Source organism: Shewanella sp. 10N.286.51.B2, from assembly GCF_041469265.1.
In the GTDB taxonomy this organism is placed as follows: domain Bacteria; phylum Pseudomonadota; class Gammaproteobacteria; order Enterobacterales; family Shewanellaceae; genus Shewanella.
The window spans coordinates 21,831-40,919 of the sequence record NZ_JBFRKH010000054.1 but is presented as its reverse complement, the minus strand read 5'-3'; the positions used below and the strand labels follow the sequence as shown (position 1 = coordinate 40,919).

Annotated in this window: 13 protein-coding genes; 2 read left to right on the top strand and 11 right to left on the bottom strand. The window is 43.2% G+C overall.

Annotated elements, in window-relative coordinates:
- Nucleotides 1–81: 81 nt before the first annotated feature.
- From AB4140_RS14565 to AB4140_RS14515, 11 genes are all read right to left on the bottom strand, one after another.
- The gene (locus AB4140_RS14565) at nucleotides 82–1,212 is read right to left on the bottom strand and encodes a site-2 protease family protein (protein ID WP_372001496.1); all 1,131 of its coding nucleotides are present in this window, start codon (nucleotides 1,210–1,212) and stop codon (nucleotides 82–84) included.
- 63 nt (nucleotides 1,213–1,275) lie between these two features.
- Nucleotides 1,276–1,653, bottom strand: coding sequence for a DUF4144 family protein (locus AB4140_RS14560; protein WP_133149772.1), 378 nt, complete (start codon nucleotides 1,651–1,653; stop codon nucleotides 1,276–1,278).
- A 101-nt stretch (nucleotides 1,654–1,754) separates the two neighbouring features.
- Nucleotides 1,755–3,422 (bottom strand): DUF342 domain-containing protein, encoded by a 1,668-nt coding sequence (locus tag AB4140_RS14555; protein WP_372001494.1) that lies wholly within the window; start codon nucleotides 3,420–3,422, stop codon nucleotides 1,755–1,757.
- Nucleotides 3,423–3,615: 193 nt separating this feature from the next.
- Nucleotides 3,616–4,650, bottom strand: coding sequence for a methyltransferase (locus AB4140_RS14550; RefSeq protein WP_102436724.1), 1,035 nt, complete (start codon nucleotides 4,648–4,650; stop codon nucleotides 3,616–3,618).
- 98 nt (nucleotides 4,651–4,748) lie between these two features.
- Nucleotides 4,749–6,230 (bottom strand): alkaline phosphatase, encoded by a 1,482-nt coding sequence (locus AB4140_RS14545; RefSeq protein ID WP_241903467.1) that lies wholly within the window; start codon nucleotides 6,228–6,230, stop codon nucleotides 4,749–4,751.
- A 65-nt stretch (nucleotides 6,231–6,295) separates the two neighbouring features.
- Nucleotides 6,296–7,249 (bottom strand): glutathione synthase, encoded by a 954-nt coding sequence (gshB, locus tag AB4140_RS14540; RefSeq protein WP_102436726.1) that lies wholly within the window; start codon nucleotides 7,247–7,249, stop codon nucleotides 6,296–6,298.
- A gap of 37 nt (nucleotides 7,250–7,286) precedes the next feature.
- Nucleotides 7,287–8,033, bottom strand: a complete 747-nt coding sequence (rsmE, locus tag AB4140_RS14535) for a 16S rRNA (uracil(1498)-N(3))-methyltransferase (protein ID WP_102475341.1) — start codon at nucleotides 8,031–8,033, stop codon at nucleotides 7,287–7,289.
- A 12-nt stretch (nucleotides 8,034–8,045) separates the two neighbouring features.
- On the bottom strand, nucleotides 8,046–8,762 hold the full coding sequence (locus AB4140_RS14530) for an endonuclease (RefSeq protein WP_198589380.1): 717 nt from the start codon (nucleotides 8,760–8,762) through the stop codon (nucleotides 8,046–8,048).
- 214 nt (nucleotides 8,763–8,976) lie between these two features.
- Nucleotides 8,977–9,552, bottom strand: a complete 576-nt coding sequence (locus tag AB4140_RS14525; RefSeq protein WP_102436731.1) for a SprT family zinc-dependent metalloprotease — start codon at nucleotides 9,550–9,552, stop codon at nucleotides 8,977–8,979.
- 94 nt (nucleotides 9,553–9,646) lie between these two features.
- A complete protein-coding gene (locus AB4140_RS14520; RefSeq protein ID WP_303410248.1) occupies nucleotides 9,647–10,840 on the bottom strand; it encodes a hypothetical protein in 1,194 nt (397 codons plus the stop codon).
- A 56-nt stretch (nucleotides 10,841–10,896) separates the two neighbouring features.
- Nucleotides 10,897–11,808: a LysR family transcriptional regulator gene (locus AB4140_RS14515; RefSeq protein WP_102436735.1), complete on the bottom strand. Its 912-nt coding sequence runs from the start codon at nucleotides 11,806–11,808 to the stop codon at nucleotides 10,897–10,899.
- 124 nt (nucleotides 11,809–11,932) lie between these two features.
- Here AB4140_RS14515 and AB4140_RS14510 point away from each other — a divergent pair, with 124 nt between their 5' ends.
- Together AB4140_RS14510 and fusA are read left to right on the top strand one after the other, a co-directional pair.
- A complete protein-coding gene (locus AB4140_RS14510) occupies nucleotides 11,933–16,489 on the top strand; it encodes a biotin carboxylase N-terminal domain-containing protein (protein ID WP_372001491.1) in 4,557 nt (1,518 codons plus the stop codon).
- 422 nt (nucleotides 16,490–16,911) lie between these two features.
- On the top strand, nucleotides 16,912–19,002 hold the full coding sequence (fusA, locus tag AB4140_RS14505) for an elongation factor G (RefSeq protein WP_102436739.1): 2,091 nt from the start codon (nucleotides 16,912–16,914) through the stop codon (nucleotides 19,000–19,002).
- The last annotated feature ends 87 nt before the right edge of the window (nucleotides 19,003–19,089 follow it).

The window sequence follows — 19,089 nt, the reverse complement described above, 5'->3', positions numbered from 1 at the left end:
GGGCTTAGTTTTTACGGACTTAGTTCTCTCAGGCTTAGTTCTTGCTAGCTTAGTTGATGTTAAGCACTGCTATTTATTTGACTAGCTTCTTAATATTTCTAATGGCATCGACAGCATTTCATCGCCAGATGCAGCAAAATACCAAATAATAGCAATCAGTAAGCCAACCGTAATGAAGTACCACAAGGTCGAGAAGATTTGCCCATAACGGTCAAGGGGCAATAAATGACTTTGATGACGGCTTTTCCATTCAAATACAATCTCAAGACTGCCAATTAATAATAAGAAGCCCAGTAATGCCAGTCCAAGGCTGTAGCTAATGAATACCCCAGCGGCTGCGCCTGCGATACAGGCGATTAGACCCACCATGCTATTCATCGAAAAGGTGATACTTTTTAAAATATGACCACCATCTAAAGGCAGTATCGGCAATAAATTAAAGAGGTTTAATAGGGCGTTAAAGCTGGCCAGTCCGGCAAAAAAGATATTACCCGTCAGCCAATAAGCCAGCATACAGCCGATGGACATAAACAGGCCAAAAGTCGGCCCCATAATAGAGATCACCACGTTCTGCCAACGGGTATTAATACGCTCGTCACTAACAGCAAGGCCGCCCATAAATGGGATCAAATAAATCCCTTTGGTTTTCATGCCAAAGTGTTTCATTGCTTTGATATGACCATATTCATGGATAACCAAACAGGCAATCAAGGCTAATGCAAACTCAATTGAAAATAGCCAAGAGTAGGCCGCCACACTGGCTGCAGCGAGCATGGCTTTAATCACTTTGGCGCTTTTAAGTAACTTAAAACCTAGAGAGGCTAAGCCAACAAAACTGAATTTTTGTTGTTTAACTGGGGCCACTTCAGGGATTTGTCGTTCTATGTCCTTGCTGTTACGCTGGCCATCGGCAATGGTGTTATTGTCCACCAAAACCGTATAGTTGATGATAAATGGTTGCCACTGCACATCAGACTCTAAGCGCACTTTCATGACTTGGCGGTTGGTTTGGGTGATGACATCATCATGACTGGGTTCTGCTAGTGAACTCGGTCTAGACAACTCAAATTCGTGGATAGTAAAGCTTTGATTATCAGCAGAAGCCGACTTTTGCGAAACCAGTTGATTATCCCAATAGAGCTGTTGCCAGCCAGCCATGGAGCCCTCTAATCGTAGGCGTTTTCCTAGGCATTCTATGTTTAACAGTTCCATGCTTGATACTCGTATTACGGGATAAAATGTGGAACAGCATTTTGCCTGAGTCGTGAGGCTGACTCAAGAAAATTCAGACTCAAGAAATTCAACCGTTTCAATTCCTTGTCTAATAGTACTGAAAATAAGCTTTGCGCTGCAGCAATGACCATTTAGCTGGGCATGTTGGCGTACATAATGAATGAAAGTCATTAAGTCGATAGCCTGAGTGCTTAATGCTAATTGAGGCAATGCGGCTACGGTTATAGGTTGGCTGGTATCTGTTGCTGAGTTGATGGAAATATCGAAAGTATTGCCTTCACTGTCGAGTAACTTATCGCAGGTACCTGCAATATGAGGAGTTAAGTAGCAAAACTCTAGCCAGTCTCTATCACTAGCTAGATAAATAAGCTCGTCACAGCTTTGCTGCTTGATGACTGCGGGCCAACAAATACTTTGCATGATAAAACCTGTAGGCGGTGACACTGAGTAACCATTGATAAACTCAATGATTTAAGGCCACACTATTGCCGCTTGAAGTATGTACCCGTTACATAGTGCAACTATCGGTTGCCATAATCAAAACTAATTTCATTTTGCTTATTCATGACGAGGCAAGGGCCGTGCTCCCGTTGGGTTGTATTTTTAGACGGGCCAATATTAATTTTAACGTTGGTAAAGATATGCTTTTTGGCCTGAATAAAATGCTTATTATAGTAGCCATCGGCATCTTGCTGTAATTGCTTGAACTGCGCTTCTAACTGCGCACGATTGCTGGCGAGTTGTTTCTTTTCATCCAGCATCATTTTTACTTGCTCTATCATGCCTGCATCGGTTTGCCATTCGCTTTTAGGTGGCAGCTTGCGTAATCTAGCTTCAATATCAAGGCCTGCAATGACAAGCTGTTTGATTTTATCATGGGTAGTTTTGACTTCTGCGCGAATTTGAGCTTGATCCATGGCGCAAAATAATGCGGTTTTAGTGCCTGCTGTAGCGCCAATTGCCACCGCATGAATGCCTTTGCTAGCGCTCGCCTTGCCACCAACCAGATCGCCTCGTCTGCCGCTAGGATCACTCACTGTGATGACACCGTTTGAACATGCGTGACTATGAAGTAATTGCTTGGTCACTAAGATATCATTGTCAGCATTAAGGCTTGAGTATTGCACGAATTGTGCGCAAATTTGTCCTTGGGCATTAATTGTGGTGCTAAGTTGATGCTCTTTAATTTGGCGACCAATGATGCCTTTACTGACAATGATATCGCCTTTGGCATCCAGTGTTGCTGAGTCCACAAACCCCATGACGGTAATATCGCCGCTACTTTTCACTTGCATGCCTTCATGGACATCACCGCTAATTAACACGCTGCCTTCAAAGTTCACATGGCCAAAATTGACATCAACGTCTTTAATTTGTAGTACATCATCCACTTGCATGCCAAGGCGGGTTTCAACTGGCTGACCTGAAACTGTCGCAATTAATAAGTTAGGATCATTGACGGCCAGTTGAGTGCCATTACCTGGCTGCATAATCATGTCTTTGCCGGGGATTTGCGGCAAAACATCACCATTGACGTTATAACCTGCAACACCATCTGTAGCAGGGGTTTTAATCATTAATACATCGTTTGGTTTTACCATGATCATGGCGCCCAAATCGCGCATATCCACCGATCCATCTTCTCGCTCTTGGGGTTGCAATAAGCGCTCGCGGGCTAATGGCACTTGCCTTGCTAGGCTGGCATTGGTGCCTTTTTGGGGCTGTTTACCGTGGGCGATCAGCGAGCGACATTGCTCACCTGGCGGTAAGGTGTCTAATTGTTGTAGTAGCGATAGGATGTTGGGTTTGCTTAAGCCCATTTTAACCTTATGGAATTTAAGCGCATTTAAAATGGTTGGCAGTGTTGGGTCTTGGCCGCCATAGGCAGACACCAAGCTCATTGAGGCTGACATTTTATCTTCGCTGATCTCGATGATGACTTTACCATCAAGGCGCTCAGCAATAATAAAAAATAATTCGTGTTTACCGCTATCGACACTGCAGTGACTATTTACTTCAGCGGTCGCCTTAGCAATGTTTTGCTCTAAGGGTCGCAGCATGGCAAATTCAGGCTGATTAAGTAACTGGGTTATATCATCTTCAGTGATGGGGCCGTGACGGCTAGGCGTAACGCGAAGCTCAACTTGAGTTTGATCAACATTAAAAACCGCTAAATCTGATGCTAGCATAAAATCCCTTATTTTTACGTTCTACATTTGAGCTTATTAGGCTGCCCAATGGGTAGAACGATACGCCTTAGATGACGTTTATTATTAGCTAACAAAATGTAGCGTTTTTTAGGGATAAAAACTAGTCAGTAATTGGTTGTTTTATAACTAAATCAAATAATTTGTGAACTCCATAGCCGTGGAGCCATTTTTGTTATTTATTAAATTGATATAATTTATATTTATTGTTTTCTGCTGGCACATTTACTTGGCCAAATTCAGCGGCTATGGTGTCGGCATACGGCAAGTTTCGGTTAGCGACAATTTGCCAGACGCCGCCTTTGGCAAGGCTTGATGCACTTGATTTAACAAAGTCTTTGGCAATTTGGGTGGTTGCGGCTAAGCCATCATGAAATGGTGGGTTAGCAATGATGCCATTAAATTGACCGCTAATTTGGTTAAAGCCATCAGAGGGATACACTTTTGCTTGCATGCCATTTGCGGCAAGGGTGAGTTCACAGGCTTTTAAAGCCATGGCATTAATATCAATACACTCAACGGATAAACTTGGGTTTGCTTTTAGTAAGGCCGCGCTAATAACCCCAGCACCACAGCCAAAGTCCAATACGCGTTTTTCTAATGTCGGCAAATGCGATAGCAATAATTCTGTACCTTGATCGAGACGCTTTTCGCTAAACACGCCCACAAGATTACAAATGGTGATCTCCCCTTGAGGGGTTGATAATGAGTATTGGCTGACCCAATTATTAAGGTCAAATACAGGTGCTTGGGCGATTAACTCACTGACAAATAATAAACAATGGCGGGCATTATCGCGCTTACTTGGGGTTGAGAAATACTCAGGTAGTAACTTTGCTAACGATTTAACCCCACCTTTATTTTCGCCTACGACAATTAGGTGTCCGCCCTGCTTTAAATGCTTGGCGGCGAGGTTAAATAAATAAGGCGCTAGGGGCTTAGCTTTTGGGAAATAGATAATAGCGACATCAAAGCGTTTTTCTGCATCGGTAGTTGGCAGCTGATGACCAAAGTGACTGCTTAAGCCTTTTTGTTGTTTTTGCGGCAATAATAAATAATGGTTAAAGTCTAATGCTAAGCTCGTCACAGATGCAGCGCTGTTAAGCAACTCAGCCGCCAAGGTATCAGCTTCATGATTTAGAATTAAAACATCTTGGTTTTCAATGAATTCAGCATTTCTTAAAATGACTTGAGAAGCGTTAGTAAGCACGAGATTAACCTTTGAAAAAATAATCTGTCGATTATAGCAAATACCGGCAATAAAAAGGGTGACAAAATTGTCACCCTTTAAGCTTTCTTCATCAGTAATTAATTACTGATAATAACAGTTTGGCTTTGGGGTAATAAACTCATCATCTTAGTGGCAATATCAGTGTTGTTTTGATGGCCACTGAACAGTCTTTCTCCTGGACCTGCGGCAAAAACCTGCACGTCTAATCCAGTGTGACCCAGTGTGGTCCAGCCGGTATTAGTGCGGGCATCAATGATTGTTAATATAGTGGCAGTAAGCTGCTTTTCACCCTGCATACGGGCGTTACTTAATTGAGTCAATTCTTCTTGGCTGGCGTCAAAGCCAATCAGTTGATTAAACTTAGTTTGCCAGTCATCAGTAGCAATTAACTGCTGAGCAATATTCGTTGGTGAGGCATTGATGGCGTGAATGAGTTGTGGCTGCCACTCATACTCACCATTAGTACCAATAGAAAGTCCGCCGGTGTTGTGATCGGCGGTAACCACCATCAAGGTGTCTTTACGTTGACGAACAAATTGCTCAACCACTTCAATGGCATTGGCAAATTCATCCATTTCGCCCATCACTGAGGCGATATCATTATCATGTCCAGCCCAATCTATCAGGCTGCCTTCAACCAGTAACACAAAGCCTTGGTCGTTTTGAGCTAATAGCTCTAAGGCCTTTTTCGTTAAGCTGCTAAGTTTATGGCCTTGCTTATCATCAATGACCCATGGCAGTTGCACTGGGGCAAATAAACCCAGTACTTTTGGCTCAGTGATACTATCAAGTTGCTCAAACTCGGTAATGTGTTGATAGCCTTTTTCTTTAAATTGCAGCAACAGTTCAGCTGAAAAATACTGTTGGCCGCCGCCTAAAATGACATCAGCATCGGTGTTTAAATATGATTGTGCGATGGCTTTATAGTTTTTGCGGTGCTCATTGTGCGTTAAAAACGCCGCAGGAGTAGCGTGGTTCACCTGACTTGATACCGCGACACCCGTGGATAAGCCTGCCGCTTTGGCAAGTTCCATAATGGTGGTCAGTGGGCGTTTATTTTCATCGACTGAAATCGCGCCATTATAGGTTTTAAATCCTGTGGCTAACGCGGTTGCCGAGGCGGCAGAGTCAGTCACATAACCGCTACTGCGAGCAGGGTAGGTACTTGCCATGCCCACTAACAGCCGATCGAATACGGTTTGCTCGATTTCTTGGGTATTGGGGTTGTCTTTAAAGTAGCGGTAGGCGCTGGTGTAAGCTGGGCCCATGCCATCTCCCACCATGATGACCATGTTTTTAGGTTTAGCTGCTGTAGTTGAAGCTTTGTTAGTGCTTTTTAGTGCTGTAATTGGCGCGACGATTACGGGGTCATCAATTACAACCTGTTCAATTGCTGCTTTTTCCGAAATGGCTTCGGAAGTAACAGCAGCTTCAGCTTGAGTTTGGCTAGCAGTATCAGTATTAATGGCGGCTTCAGCGATAAGTTCATTGGCAACAGTGGTATTAGAAAACCACAGGGTTAAGCTAAGCAGTAAGCCTAGCGTACGTCTTAAATGCATGTGTAGTCCCAAATGTGTTCGACAATATCAGCAGCAATGATCTCCACTGCTGCTATCCTTTTGATTTATGCTTTTTTATTGATACGCGCTTCAATTGAGTCCATCAACATCCCAGTAATATCCACATCAAATGCGGCTTCAATTTCTTTGATACAAGTTGGGCTGGTGACGTTAATTTCAGTTAGCTTGTCGCCAATCACGTCAAGACCAACAAAGATAAGCCCACGCTTTTTAAGCTCAGGTCCGATAGTGTTAGCAATATGCCAATCAGATTCCGATAACGGCTGCGCCACACCACGGCCGCCAGCGGCTAAATTGCCACGGGTTTCGCCTTTTTGTGGAATGCGTGCCAGTGAGAAGGGCACTGGCTGGCCATCGACCACTAAAATGCGCTTATCACCAGAAGTAATATCTGGAATAAAGGCTTGTGCCATGGCGTATTGCTGACCTTCATTGGTTAAGGTTTCAATAATAACGCCTAAGTTAGGATCATCTTTCTTAACGCGGAAAATTGAACTGCCACCCATACCATCAAGTGGTTTTAAAATGATATCGCCTTTGGCTTTATGGAAAGCGCGGATGCGTTGCTCATCTCTGGTGACTATGGTTTCTGGGGTGAATTCTGAGAACCACGCAGTAAACAGCTTTTCATTGGCATCACGTAAACTTTGTGGCTTATTAACGATCAGTGTACCTTGCTCTTCAGCGCGCTCAAGCATATAAGTTGCATAGATAAACTCAGTATCAAATGGTGGGTCTTTACGCATTAAGATGACATCAAGGTCAGCCAGTGGCGTATCAATACTGTCGCCTAATTCAAACCATTTTTCAGAATTTGCTGCAACAGTCAATGAACGCATGGTGGCAGTAGCCTCGCCATTAACCATAGCAAGATCATTCATTTCCATATAAAACAACTGATAACCGCGAGCTTGCGCTGCCATTAACATGGCGAAACTAGAATCTTTTTTAATGTTAATCTCACTAATTGGATCCATTACTATGCCGAGCTTAATCATACTTTTATCCTTATATTCTCAATGCATGCATCATTGATTAACCAATATCACCAAACCTAAGTTGCAAGGCGGTGATAGCCGTTAGCGAAGCGGTTTCTGTTCGTAATACTCTTGGACCGAGCAATACATCGGTAAATTGTTGGGTTTCTGTCATGGCGATCTCTTCTTCTGATAAACCGCCTTCAGGACCAATTAGCAAACGAACTTTATGGCTATCTTTACTCTCATCCAATGACAGACCATTAATACCATGTGCCGCTCTTGGGTGTAGGTTCAACTTTAGCGCATCGGTTTGCTCAGCGCACCACTGACTTAAGGTCATGGCTGGGCGCACAACAGGGACCACACTTCGCCCTGATTGCTCGCAAGCACTAATGACAATTTTTTGCCATTGAGCGATTTTTTTATCGAGCCGTTCGCCATTAAGTTTGACTCCACAGCGATCTGAAAATAGCGGGGTTATGGTGCTGACACCCAATTCAACAGACTTTTGAATAGTAAAGTCCATGCGGTCACCACGAGAAATAACCTGGCCTAAATGTAAATCTAACGGTGACTCTGAATCATTTGCCGTTTTTGTAATGATTTCCACAGTGACATTCTTTTTATTGGCGCTGATGATATTGGCTAAATAGTCATAACCATCACCGCTGAATAAACTGATTTGCTCACCTTGTGTCATACGCAGCACTCGGCCAATGTGGGCTGCACCGTCTTCATCAAGCTTTACTTGTTGGTTGAGCGCTAGCTCATTGACGGGCTGATAAATTCTTGGAACTCGCATAAATAACAATCCTTAATCAATGAGGCTGAGGGTTTGGCATTGTTTTAAGACAATTTTATTATGGTTACCCTGTTTTTCTGCAATTAAACGATCCCGCAGGCATTCTGTTTCGTTGACAGGGTAATAGCTGTTCCAAACTTCAAACAAGCGTTGTTGGCTAGATGAAATCGACAACCCATAAGTGTCTTGCATGTAAAAATAGGTTCTGGCAATAGCGCCGCGGCTTTGCTCAGGTGGTTGCACCTTTCGGCCCTTAAAGTCGACTACCATATCACATTGGCCATATAGGGTAGACTTTGCATTCCACTGACTAAAACGGTAATTGCTTCTGTCGCCGTTGACTTCACCCACGGTTGGAGTGAGGTTGTGTAAGTCGGCTTCCATTTTCTTAAATTCTGGGCTAACTCTGCCGCAATTTTTTCTGCCACCATCTTGCCAGCATTGTTCCTGATGGCCAAACTCCCAAGCAGAAACTACATGTTCCCATTCAATTCTGTTAGCTCTAGGGATTTGTTTCCTAACCTGATAACCACAGCTTTCTAAATCGGGTTTCCACTGCTTACCGACCACCTTAATGTCGCAGCCACAATAAAAACTGCTCATGGGGAGCGAGCTACTATAAATCTGCTGAGCAATTTTTTTAGCACTTCGAAAACTTTTCGGGTGTTCAGCTGCGTGTAAATTTGATGACGTTAAAATGATAGCGGTGAAAAGCACTAACAGCCACAGAGGCTGTAAAATATGTTTTAAATACTGTTGCACAAAAGACCCTGATTTTTATATACGGCACAGGCGTTATACGGGTGGTATAGCCTGATATTTGCGAAGGATGGTAAGGGATTGAAACTGGGGATGCAATCAATTGTGTTATTTCAATGCTAACAATGGCAAATATCACTATAAGTGAATGATAAATATTAGGATAAAGTAAAATTATTTACGGCTATGTTTTGGCTGTTAGTACCTGTGAACAGCGGATACAACGGTATTGAGTTTGATTGCGAGTGACTTTGTTGTGGCGGCGAATACTGAGCATGACCGGGCCGCACTGACAATGATACTGAAACTGTTTACCTGCAACGGATTTAGTGTCCAATTGATGGGTGGTGTCTGCAGGTATTTGATAAATGCCGTTCATTAACTGTTGCCACTCTTTACCGTGGGGCTTCACTTTGCCAAACAGTTGAAAGCACAATAAATGACTAACTTCATGGGGCACCACTTGGGTTACAAATGCATCGACATTCTCTTCTAGTAACACTGGGTTAAAGCGCAGTTTATTCAATTGTAGATGCGCAGTGCCAGCGCTTTTGCCTCTTAAGCTAAATAGAATGCTCGGACGGGGAAATTTTCGCTGCAGTTGCTGCTCGGCCAATTGATAGTCGGATTCTATTTTCAATAATACTTGCTGTTGGGCTTCGGTTTTCGGTAATGGAATACGAGCCTCTGAAGCAAGATGTTTAGTACAGGTATTTGCTATGGGGGTTGATGTTCGGCGTGCGAAAATAGATTTGAACATAATAAGCTAATCGTAAAGAGTTGTAAGTTGCTGTAGGCGAAATCGCCTGCTGATAAGGCTATAATAGCATTATCAGCAGGGCATAAAACTAATGCTAAAGCGAACCCGCAGCAAGTTTTATCATTTCGCGGATTTGCTGCACCATTTTCCATTCCATTTCTGCATCAAAACCTGCGACTCTGGGAGTATGAATATGGCCAACCGGTAAAGTACGGTTAAATTGTTGCTTTAATAAAATACTGCGATATGAAATCTCATTAGATAAATAACCGCCGCCAGAGCCTTCTACCGATTGCTCGTTAGCCAGTTCGTAAATGGACTTAGCATCAAATTGACCTCTGCTAATGCTGGTCACTTGATGATTGTCATTGATGCTCCAGTCACCTTGGGCTTGCTTCATGGCAGAGACAGGCAGTGAAAACTCCACAAACTCGGGACCGTTTAAGTTACCGCCATTAAAAAGTGGAGCCATTGGGGTGGTTTTATTTGCACCAGTATAAACGTTCAAATTGTCAGGTGCTGCTGCGCTGCGACCTCTTGCGGGGAAGCGCTCTAAATCAAAATTATCACGCCCCATACTGACAGTAAAAATCATATCAACACTATTATCACGATACATAGGCGTTAATAGTGATTCGATCATGCCGTTATCAAAGTCGGCAAAACGCACCGGGATCATCACAGTTTCGATTTGAGCTTGTTTGCCATTAACATTAAAAGTGACGCCATCTAAAGCCAAGGCTGTTAATCCTGATGGGTTACTTTGATCAATATGCTTATCTAAAAAGAATGGGTCAAAACCTGTGACGAGAATTTTAATTTGGCTTTCGGGTAAAAACTGAATGTCGCTTAAGCCTCTTGAAGACTTCTCAAACGCTTTAATCAAGATGTCACGCTGCCAAGGGACAATATTATAACCCGCATGGGCGGTTTTTAAGGTCTCTCGCATAGCAAGGCGACTCCAATATAGGCCGCGATCATCGTGTTTGCCTGACTGAACATCGGCTACCGCTTGCTGCCATAGTTGGGTGCCTTGGGCTGCGACCATTTGGGTAATGACTAGCTCATCAGTTGAGTTAACCAGCTTGTTACCTAAGCTGCTATTAAAGTGTTCATATTGATTAACCACGGCAGGCATTGAGCTCAGGGCTGTGGGTAAACGTAACTCTTCAACGTCTCGTTGTATGCTGAAGCCTTGGGCAACAGTAGGGGCTGAAGTTAGCAATAAGGCAGTAAAAGCTGCCAAAGCAGTACGGTTAAATAAGGGGGCAAACAAGGGCTTGAACATGACTATTCCTTTAGGATGTTTTATTTTTATGAGTTTAATTTAACACGGCTTTAGCACTAATTCATTATAGATTGTAATGACTCTTGGCTACCATATCGTTTCGCGAAAAAATCTAAAAAGGCGCTAATATTACTGGCTAATTGCCGTCTACTTGAATACACCCCGTACACTTTGAAGGGTTCCATAGGCCACTCTTGCAGTAATGGCACTAAACTGCCTGCTGCCAGTTCTTGCTTACAGCTATTATTGGATAGCATGGCGATACCAAAATCATCTTGAGCGAGGCGTTTGACCATACTGGCACTATTGACCCTGACCTTGCGTTTAAAGGTGGCCATGGTTTTGCGATTGCCTTTACCTACCGGCCAAATAGGCGCCGACATGCTGGTGCCTAATAATATGCCACTGTGCTGGGCCAGCTCTTGAGGGGTTGCTGGTGTGCCTGATTTTTTGAGATATCCAGGGCTTGCAACTAATATAGGTTGGCGTTCAAACAATAACCGCGCCACTAAGTCAGAAGATTCTAATGGGCCATATTTTATGGCAATATCATAACCTTCGCCGACTAAGCCAACATTACTGTCGGTGAATTGAACGTCGAGCTCGATGTTGGGATAAAGGCGCATGAAGCTACTGCAAAGGGTGGCAATGACGTCTTGAGAGAATGACACCGGAATGGCAATCCGCAATGAACCGGAGATATCGCTATGGGTATTTTCGATAATGGCTTTGGCGGCTTCAATTTCTTGGCGGATAGAATCACAATGTTGATAAAACAAAGCACCAATTTGAGTCAGACTTAAATTACGGGTATCACGTTGCAGCAAGCGTACACCAAGTTGCTCTTCTAGCTGAGCGACTTTACGACTTATGGTTGATTTTGGCTGGCCAATATCTCTGGCCGCCTGGGAGAATCCTTTTGCTCTAACTACTGCTGCAAACAGCATCATACCGTTTAAATCAGGCACCTTAGCCTCACTGTCTCAAAAATGGAACAAAGCGTCCCCAATAGTTTAATGGTAATTGTACAGGGAACAAAGTTATATTTACCGACTAAAAATTTTAGAGGCTATATAAGCAGAGGATCTAAGGATGACTAGCAAAAAGCAGCCCGTACACAAGACATCGGCACAATCGGCTGACCCGCTCTTTCTTAAAGCGGAGCATTTAGCTAAAGATTTTTCATTATTTCCAGCTCACAGTAAGCAAACTTTAGCTGAAGAAATCAAAGGATTGTTATCTGAAGATGCGATCCAAGCAAATTTAAAAGAACTGTCGACCTTAGATGTCGATAGTTATGTGGCTAAAGTTATTCAACCGACTTTAGATAAAAACCGCCCAAGTGCAAAACGTGTTATCGCTGATCTAAAAGGTAAGTTGATCACTGAGTTTCACTTAGGTTCTTTTTACAGTGCTGAAATTGAATTAAATTTCGGTTCACGTACTCGCCGCATTGCTTTTATCGCCCAAGAAAGAACCTCGGCAAACGGTGCGTGGATGCCTGAGCATCATTTAGCTGCATGTAAAGCGATCCGTCACTTTGCTGAGTTATCAATGCCAATCGTTTACTTAATTGATACTCCTGGCGCCGATGCGGGGGAAGTGGCTAACAGCCAAAACCAAGCCCATACCATTTCAAAAGCCATTGCAGAAAGTGCCAATGTTGACGTCCCAACTGTCGGTATCGTGATCGGCGCAGGTTACTCTGGTGGCGCGATTCCATTAGCGGCGGCAAACATCTTATTGTCATTACGTGACGGTATTTTTAACACTATTCAACCGCAAGGCTTACAAAGCATTGCCCGCAAGTACAACTTGTCATGGCAAGAATGTGCTAAGTCTGTGGGGGTATCACCAGAAGAGTTGCTTTCTGCTGGTTGTATTGACGGTATAGTTGATTTTTCTCCTTATGATAAAGACGAGCGTCAGCATAACCTGCGCCGCGCGATTATCAGTGGTATTGAAGCGGTAGAAAATGCAGCCATCACTTTTGTACGTGAATCTGACGATTTACGAGAGCATTATGATCGTAGTTTAGCGCGCTATTTAGACCCCTCTAAAAACCTTTCAGCCTTAGAAAATAACCAAGGCTTAGCTGTGGCGAACAGTCCAACCATGCACCACAATGTGTTTGGTAGTGCCTATCGTTATTTGCGTTATCTCACTGTGCGCAGTCGTATTCATTCAATTTCGGTTGAACAGTATGGCCGTTTGTCGAAAGTGAGTGTACCTGAAGGTGATTTACTGGCGCGTATTCAGCAAGAGCAAGACAGTGTATTTCAATCTTGGTTAGCGACGCCTGATAAATTAGTTTACGACGAAGAGTTGAATAAGCTTTGGGGCACTTTTGATGCCAAACGTAGCGAGATTTCAGCTGAACGTAACGTGATCACTCGTTTCATCTTAGGTGAGCCGAAAGAGAACTATAAGAAAGCCCGTAAGGCATTGCTCTTTAACATCGGCTGGTCTTTGTATCATCGCTGGAAAGGTAACTCAGCTAACAACTTCAAAGGCTTAATTAAGCACCTTGAATCATTGCCATCATCTACTACTCAAGCGCCTTGGCCTGAGCTGAATCAACTGACTGTACTTGATATTGTGGTCAATGATGAGTTGCGTGAAGACTTCATTTGGCAATGTCATAACGTATTAATCTTTAATGCACTATATGACAATGTGGTGGTTAACTTAGCGTCGATTTCCAAAGAAGCGATGATGTCTAAGAGCTTGTCACGTGAATCAGTTGATAAGTTATTGCATAACGCCATCGATACTGCGTTATCAAATAATGATGAAGCCAACGATAAGAGCAAGTTCTATAAATGGCTTAAATTCTTCATGGCGCAATCTAACCGTGCAGAACTGTTAACCCGTGTAGAGCAATGGAAGAGTGTCGGTTTCCCGCAATTAAACGACAGTTTATTTGTTATCTTAACCTACTTCTTTGAGCGTTTATTGCCAGAGTATTTCGACAGTGAAGAAGATCAATCTAAGTACACAGGTGCTATCAACCCTGTGCGTATTGGTCGTCGTAAAGATTTCTGGAACCGCCTCACCATGGGCTACCAAGATCTACTGATCCAAAAAGTCCTTCGTGATGAAAAGCGCCAAGGGAAAATGGGTTGGGAAAATATTATTGGTAAGTTCTTCACCGAATTTGAAGAGCTTAATGGCGATAAGATGTCTGCCAACTTGCTCAACTTCCCAGGTTTCCGTTTATCTATTGAAGATGCATTAGACAAAGGCATTCGCCCATGTGGTTTAATTACCGGTTTAGCTGACTTTGATAATAACGGTCAAACACTGCGTGTCGGTGTTGCGGTATCAAACATTGCCTTCCAGGCTGGTGCGTTTGATATGGCCAGTGCTGAGAAGTTCAGCGCGCTATTAATTGAATGTGCTAAGCGTAAATTGCCAGTGGTTTGTTTTATCAGTTCTGGTGGTATGCAAACCAAAGAAGGTGCAGCGGCACTATTCTCAATGGCTGTGGTTAATGACCGTATCACCCGTTTTGTACGTGATAATGAATTACCGGTATTGATGTTTGGTTTTGGTGATTGTACCGGTGGCGCACAGGCAAGTTTTGTGACCCATCCGTTAGTGCAAACTTATTACCTATCAGGCACTAATATGCCATTTGCTGGTCAAATGGTGGTGCCTGCATACTTGCCATCAACAGCAACGCTATCTAACTACTTATCTAAAGTACCGGGTGCGATGACGGGCTTAGTGCATAACCCATTCACCGATACTCTTGATAGCCAATTATCAAGTATTGATCCGTTAATGCCACTGCCAACATTGCATGCCCAAGAGATCATTGCTAAAGCGGTATCAACCTTAGTGCCTGAAGTTAAAGCCATTGAAGAGAAGATTGTTCAAGACGATCCTCGTGCGTTAATGAAGCCGATTGATAAAGTGCTTATCCATGCACGTGGTTGTACTGCGGTTAAGTTGATCCGTAAAGCCCATGACAACAAAATTAATGTTGTTTTGGTGGCATCAGATCCTGATATGACCTCAGTGCCTGCAGACATGCTTAAAGTGAACGATAAGCTGGTTTGTATTGGTGGTAACACCTCTGATGAGAGTTACTTAAATGCCTACTCTGTCCTGAAAGTGGCAGATTACGAAAACGTTGATGCGCTTCACCCTGGTATTGGCTTCTTGTCAGAAAGCCCGCAATTTGCTGCTTTATGTGTTAACAATGGCGTAAACTTTGTTGGCCCAAGCGTGCATTCGATGACGACTATGGGTAACAAATCAAACGCGATTAAAACCTCACAAGGCCAAAACGTGCCTGTTGTGCCGGGTAGCCACGGTATTTTGACCAACGCCGAGCAAGCGGTAAACGTAGCGCTTGAAATTGGTTACCCTGTATTGCTTAAAGCGGTACAAGGTGGTGGTGGTAAAGGCATCCAAGTGGTAACTAAAGCTGAGGACATGATTGGTTTGTTCCAAAAGACTTCAACTGAAGCGGCTGCAGCATTTGGTAACGGTGACCTTTACCTTGAGAAATACGTCACCTCATTGCGTCATATCGAAGTGCAGTTACTGCGTGATAAGTTTGGTAACACCAAAGTGTTGGGTATTCGTGACTGTTCAGTGCAACGTAATAACCAAAAAGTGATTGAAGAATCGGGTTCAACCATGTTGCCTGAAGAGCTTAAGCAACGGGTACTTGAATACACTCGTGCATTAGGTGACGCCACTGATTACATGGGTGCGGGTACGGTTGAGTTTATCTACAACCTTGATGCTAACGAAGTGTACTTCATGGAAATGAATACCCGTCTGCAAGTTGAGCATCCAGTGACTGAAGCAACCTCAGGAATCGATATTGTTAGTGCCCAGTTTGATATTGCTGCGGGTCGCTCAATTGAAGATCTAGAGCCAGTTGAACAAGGTTACGCCATGGAAGTGCGTATTACTGCTGAAAAAGCAGCCCTTGATAGTGATGGTGTACTGCAGTTGTTGCCAAACCCTGGCAAGATCAGTGAGTGCTTCATGCCTGAAAGAGACGATGTTGAAATCATCTCAATTGCTGAAACGGGTAAAGAAGTATCGCCATATTACGACAGCTTAATCGCGCAAATTATTATTCGCGGTGAGTCTCGTGAAGATGTGATCACTAAGATGTCTGCTTACTTAGATGAAGCTTACATCAAAGGTATTGCCACTAACATTCCATTATTGAAGCTTATCCTTAAGGATGCGACCTTCAATCAAGGTGTTTACGATACTAACTATCTACCACGCTTGATGGCTGAGTTAGATGTACCTGCCTTGATTGCTGAAATGGAAGCGGCGGCCGAAACTGTTGGTTTAGATACCGAGTCTTTACGGGTTGCTGAAAGTAACGAGCTTAAAGTGTTAGCCCAAGGAGCTGGTATTTTCTATACCTCACCAGCACCGGGTGAGCCTGACTTTGTTAAAGAAGGTGACATAGTCACAGTAGAGCAAACATTAGCGCTAACTGAAGCGATGAAGATGTTCTCTCAAGTAAGCTTAGCCGGCTTTAACCGTCAAAATGCAGTGCTGTACCCTGAAGATAAAAAGTATCGCATTGAGCGCATTCTAAACGGTAATGGTCAGCAAGTTTCTCAAGGTGACTTACTGTTTGTGATTTTGCCCCTTGATAGCGAATAAGCTTAACGCTTGATTGCTTGATGACACAAAAATCCCTAAAGCTTTTTTAGGGATTTTTTTATGTCCGACAGCGAATTAAATACTTTTGCATCAGTCGACGAAGAACAACTTAAATTCACCTAAATGAAGGCTATTAAGTCAATATTAACCTTGTTGTAGTAACCTAAGGTCAATTTAAACAGCTTAGAAGTAAAAAAACACTATTGTTCGAAAAATAAACGATAAGTTTTATTTCTCTGTTTTATATAAGAAATGTGTATTTTTATCGAATTTATTTATGTAAAATGCGATAAAAATTGCAAGTCCTATTTGCGCTATTGCAGGTTCCAACTTACAATATGCGCCTTAAATAACCTGATGTGCGGTGTGTCTAAGTTTTTACACGCTCCGTCTACCTCTTAACTAATCATTAAAGTTGAATCATGACCGAATTATCCAAATACAGAAACATTGGTATCTTCGCTCACGTTGACGCGGGTAAAACCACGACCACCGAGCGTATCCTAAAGCTAACCGGTAAGATCCATAAGATCGGTGAAGTTCATGATGGTGAATCTACTACTGACTTCATGGAACAGGAAGCTGAGCGCGGTATTACTATTCAGTCAGCAGCAGTAAGCTGTTTCTGGAATGACCACCGTTTTAACGTTATTGACACTCCTGGTCACGTTGACTTCACTGTTGAAGTTTATCGTTCACTAAAAGTGCTTGATGGCGGTGTTGGTGTATTCTGTGGATCTGGTGGTGTTGAGCCTCAGTCAGAAACTAACTGGCGTTATGCTAACGAATCAGAAGTTGCTCGTATCATCTTCGTAAACAAATTAGACCGTATGGGTGCTGATTTCTTACGTGTTGTTAAGCAAACTAAAGATGTTCTAGCTGCTAACCCACTAGTTATGGTTCTTCCTATTGGTATCGAAGATGAGTTTAGTGGTGTTGTTGACCTACTAACTCGTAAAGCTTGGGTATGGGACGAAACTGGCGAAGCTGAGAACTACAAAATCGAAGACGTTCCAGCTGACATGGTAGACATGGTAGAAGAATACCGTGAAATGCTAATCGAAACTGCTGTAGAGCAAGACGATGACCTAATGGAAGCTTACATGGAAGGCGAAGAGCCATCTATGGAAGAAATCAAGCGTTGTATCCGTCAGGGTACCCGTGATATGTCATTCTTCCCTACATACTGTGGTTCTGCGTTCAAGAACAAAGGTATGCAGCTTCTTCTTGATGCTGTTGTTGACTACCTACCTAACCCAGTTGAAGTTGACCCACAACCTCTTACTGATGAAGAAGGTAACGAAACTGGCGAACACGCTTTAGTTTCAGTTGACGAGCCATTCAAAGCGTTAGCATTCAAAATCATGGATGACCGTTTTGGTGCACTAACCTTCGTACGTATCTACTCTGGTAAGATCAACAAAGGTGACACCATCCTTAACTCGTTTACAGGTAAAACTGAGCGTGTTGGTCGTATGGTTGAAATGCAAGCTGATGAGCGTAACGAATTAGATTCAGCGCAAGCTGGTGACATTATCGCTATCGTTGGTATGAAGAATGTTCAAACTGGTCACACTTTATGTGATGTTAAACATCCTTGTACTCTTGAAGCAATGGTATTCCCAGAGCCAGTTATCTCTATCGCTGTAGCGCCAAAAGATAAAGGCGGCAGTGAGAAAATGGGTATCGCTATCGGTAAAATGATTGCAGAAGATCCATCTTTCCGCGTAGAAACTGACGAAGACTCAGGCGAAACCATCCTTAAAGGTATGGGTGAGCTTCACTTAGACATTAAAGTAGACATCCTTAAGCGTACTTACGGTGTTGACTTAATCGTTGGTGAACCTCAAGTTGCTTACCGTGAAACTATCACTAAGGTTACAGAAGATAGCTACACGCATAAGAAACAGTCTGGTGGTTCTGGTCAGTTTGGTAAAATTGACTATGTTATCCGTCCTGGCGAGCAAAATACTGGCTTTACTTTCAAGTCTTCAGTTGTTGGTGGTAACGTTCCTAAGGAATTCTGGCCTGCAGTTGAGAAGGGCTTTGCTAGCATGATGAATACCGGTACTGTTGCTGGTTTCCCGGTGTTAGACGTTGAACTAGAACTTACAGATGGTGCTTTCCACGCAGTTGATTCGTCAGCTATCGCGTTCGAAATCGCTGCTAAAGGCGCATTCCGTCAATCTATGCCTAAAGCTGGCGCACAACTTCTTGAGCCTATCATGAACGTTGACGTATTCAGCCCAGATGACAACGTTGGTGATGTTATTGGTGACCTTAACCGTCGTCGTGGCATGATTAAAGACCAAATGGCTGGTGTTACTGGCGTTCGTATTAAAGCTGACGTACCGTTATCAGAAATGTTCGGTTACATCGGTTCACTACGTACTATGACATCAGGTCGTGGCCAATTCTCTATGGAATTCGCTCACTACAACCCATGTCCTAACAGTGTTGCTGAAAAAGTAATTGCTGACGTTAAAGAACGTGAAGCTGCTGCTAAGAAGTAATTCTAGCGTTTAAGCTTTAATAAAAACCGCTGCAAGCTAATGCTTACAGCGGTTTTTTTATGCTTTAAATTTGAGGATAAAAAATAA

Excerpts from the sequence above, each read along its gene's own strand:
- AB4140_RS14565 (WP_372001496.1), bottom strand. The coding sequence starts at position 1,212 with ATGGAACTGTTAAACATAGAATGCCTAGGAAAACGCCTACGATTAGAG.
- AB4140_RS14560 (WP_133149772.1), bottom strand. The coding sequence starts at position 1,653 with ATGCAAAGTATTTGTTGGCCCGCAGTCATCAAGCAGCAAAGCTGTGAC.
- AB4140_RS14545 (WP_241903467.1), bottom strand. The coding sequence starts at position 6,230 with ATGCATTTAAGACGTACGCTAGGCTTACTGCTTAGCTTAACCCTGTGG.
- AB4140_RS14525 (WP_102436731.1), bottom strand. The coding sequence starts at position 9,552 with ATGTTCAAATCTATTTTCGCACGCCGAACATCAACCCCCATAGCAAAT.
- AB4140_RS14510 (WP_372001491.1), top strand. The coding sequence starts at position 11,933 with ATGACTAGCAAAAAGCAGCCCGTACACAAGACATCGGCACAATCGGCT.
- rsmE (WP_102475341.1), bottom strand. The coding sequence starts at position 8,033 with ATGCGAGTTCCAAGAATTTATCAGCCCGTCAATGAGCTAGCGCTCAAC.
- AB4140_RS14520 (WP_303410248.1), bottom strand. The coding sequence starts at position 10,840 with ATGTTCAAGCCCTTGTTTGCCCCCTTATTTAACCGTACTGCTTTGGCA.
- fusA (WP_102436739.1), top strand. The coding sequence starts at position 16,912 with ATGACCGAATTATCCAAATACAGAAACATTGGTATCTTCGCTCACGTT.
- gshB (WP_102436726.1), bottom strand. The coding sequence starts at position 7,249 with ATGATTAAGCTCGGCATAGTAATGGATCCAATTAGTGAGATTAACATT.
- AB4140_RS14555 (WP_372001494.1), bottom strand. The coding sequence starts at position 3,422 with ATGCTAGCATCAGATTTAGCGGTTTTTAATGTTGATCAAACTCAAGTT.